The sequence below is a fragment of the Streptomyces sp. NRRL F-4489 genome (genome assembly GCF_001509485.1).
GTDB lineage: Bacteria > Actinomycetota > Actinomycetes > Streptomycetales > Streptomycetaceae > Streptomyces.
Genome location: NZ_LLZI01000147.1, coordinates 1 through 2,019, shown reverse-complemented (window position 1 = coordinate 2,019; position 2,019 = coordinate 1). Strand labels below are relative to the sequence as shown.

Annotated in this window: 2 protein-coding genes and 1 pseudogene; 1 reads left to right on the top strand and 2 read right to left on the bottom strand. The window is 72.8% G+C overall.

Annotated elements, in window-relative coordinates:
- Positions 1–472 (top strand): annotated as a pseudogene (locus ADL22_RS13790) (TetR family transcriptional regulator); the annotation flags it as partial.
- A gap of 72 nt (positions 473–544) precedes the next feature.
- Here the strand turns inward: ADL22_RS13790 and ADL22_RS13785 are convergent.
- On the bottom strand, positions 545–856 hold the full coding sequence (locus tag ADL22_RS13785; protein ID WP_066977939.1) for a hypothetical protein: 312 nt from the start codon (positions 854–856) through the stop codon (positions 545–547).
- Positions 857–1,040: 184 nt separating this feature from the next.
- Entirely contained in the window at positions 1,041–1,715 is a 675-nt protein-coding gene (locus ADL22_RS13780; protein WP_159048658.1) for a TetR/AcrR family transcriptional regulator, read from the bottom strand.
- Positions 1,716–2,019: the final 304 nt, after the last annotated feature.

Sequence of the window (2,019 nt, the reverse complement as noted above, 5' to 3'; positions counted from 1 at the left end):
CGCCGGCAGCCTCTACTACCACTTCGACTCCAAGGAGTCGATGGTGGACGAGATCCTCTCCGCCTTCCTGGACGAGCTGTGGGCCGGCTACGACGCGGTGCTGGCGGCCGGCCTCGGGCCCCGGGAGACCATCGAGGCGCTGGTCACCGAATCGTTCCGGGAGATCGACCGGCACCGCTCGGCGGTCGCGATCTACCAGAAGGAGGCCCGGCACCTCGCCACCCAGCCGCGCTTCGACTACCTCACCGACTCCCGCCGGAAGTTCGAGGAGGTCTGGCTCGGCACCCTGGAACGCGGAGTCGCCGAGGGCGTCTTCCGCGCCGACCTCGACCTCCGGCTGGCCTACCGCTTCCTGCGCGACACGGTGTGGGTCGCCGCGAGCTGGTATCGCCCGCAGGGCCGGCACACCCCCGAGGAGATCGCCCGCCAGTACCTCGCCATGGTCCTGGACGGCATCGCCCACCCGGCCTGACCGCCTGGCCGCCCTCCGGCCCCGGCCGGGCGGGTGCGCGCCCCGCGACGCTCCGTGTGTGGTGCTACGCGCTCAGCAGGCCACGTTCTTCACATACAGCGCGCGCGACCCCGCCGTCGTCCCGTAGCGCACGTCCTTCGTGGCCCCCTTGGGCAGCCGGCCGCGCGGATCCGCCGCGTGCGGGATGACGATGGTGTAGCAGGCGGGCCGCTGCGCGCACAGATTCGTCAGCCGGACGTACCGCTGCCCGCCCTGGCTGAAATACTTCTGGACCTTCACGCACCGTGGCACCTGGCCGGCCGCCGCCGCGTCCGCCGCCGTCGCCAGCGTCAACGAAGCGCCGCACACCACACCCGCCAGCGCTATCGACATGATCTTCCGCATCAGCTTTCCCCCGTCCGCCGTGCGCCCGCCGCTCCGCCGCCCGCCCGACCCGCGGCCCTCATCCGGCCACCGAACGGACACCCGACCCGGCACGCACGCTCCCGTTTCCCTCGCGGTCCCGCTTCTCACCTCGCCGCCGCCTTCGCCGGCTCCCCACCCATTCTCCACACCCACCCCGCGGACTTCAGCCCCGGGCGGCCGCCTGGAGCTCGTCCACCCGCAGAAACGCCAGCGCCCGCCGTGTCAGCTCCGCCACGTCGTCCGGCTCCTCCTGCCACGCCCAGTGCTCCATCGCTACGGAGAGCGCGTCGATCAGCGCACAGGCCAGCAGCCGCACCTCCATACTGTCCGCGGACGCCCCGGTGCGCGCCGCGAGCACCGGTACGAGCTGGTCCTGCATGTCCCGCCCCGCCGCCAGCCAGCGCATCCGGACCGCCGGCACACTGCCCATGACCCGGACCAGCCGGCGCGCCTTGTCCGCGTCGGCCAGCCGCCGGGCCGACGCCGAACCCTCGAACGCGGCCCGCACCGCACCCGTCAGCGGCTCGTCAACGGGCCGCCGCGCAAGCTCCTCGACGAGCACGCCGACGCTGGACGTCAGAACGGGAGTCAGCGCGTCCTCCTTCGCCGCGCAGTACCGGTAGAACGTGCGCAGCGAAATCCCGGCCGCCGCCGCGATGTCCTCCACGGTCGTCGCCTCGTACCCCCGCTCGGAGAACAGCGCCGCCGCGGCCTCCGCGATCTCCATCCGCGTCTCCAGCCGCCGCCGCTCGGTCAACGAGGGCCGCCCCCGCACCACCGCCATCCGCCGCTCCACTCCCCTCTCCCCGGACCGCCGCTCCCTACCCGTACCGGCCACGTCCGTCCGCTCTCCTCGTCCCCGCGACCTGCGGTTCATCCCTGTTGGCTCATTCCCGTGGTCCCTGCCCCGGGCCTCCCCTCCCCACATCTTGTCACCAACAAGCACCTTGGCACGTCATGCCAAAAAAGCTATCTTGGCCGCGCCGGCCCCAACCACCCCCAAACCTCGGCTAGTTCCTGCTGACCCGCCCTGTCCCTCGGTCCCGCCTTCTGCGCCACCCTCTGCCCCGCCCTCTGCTCCATTCCGCCTCGGCTGCCCGTTCGGCCTGTTACGCCTCGGCCGGCCCGGCCCGGCTCCGCCC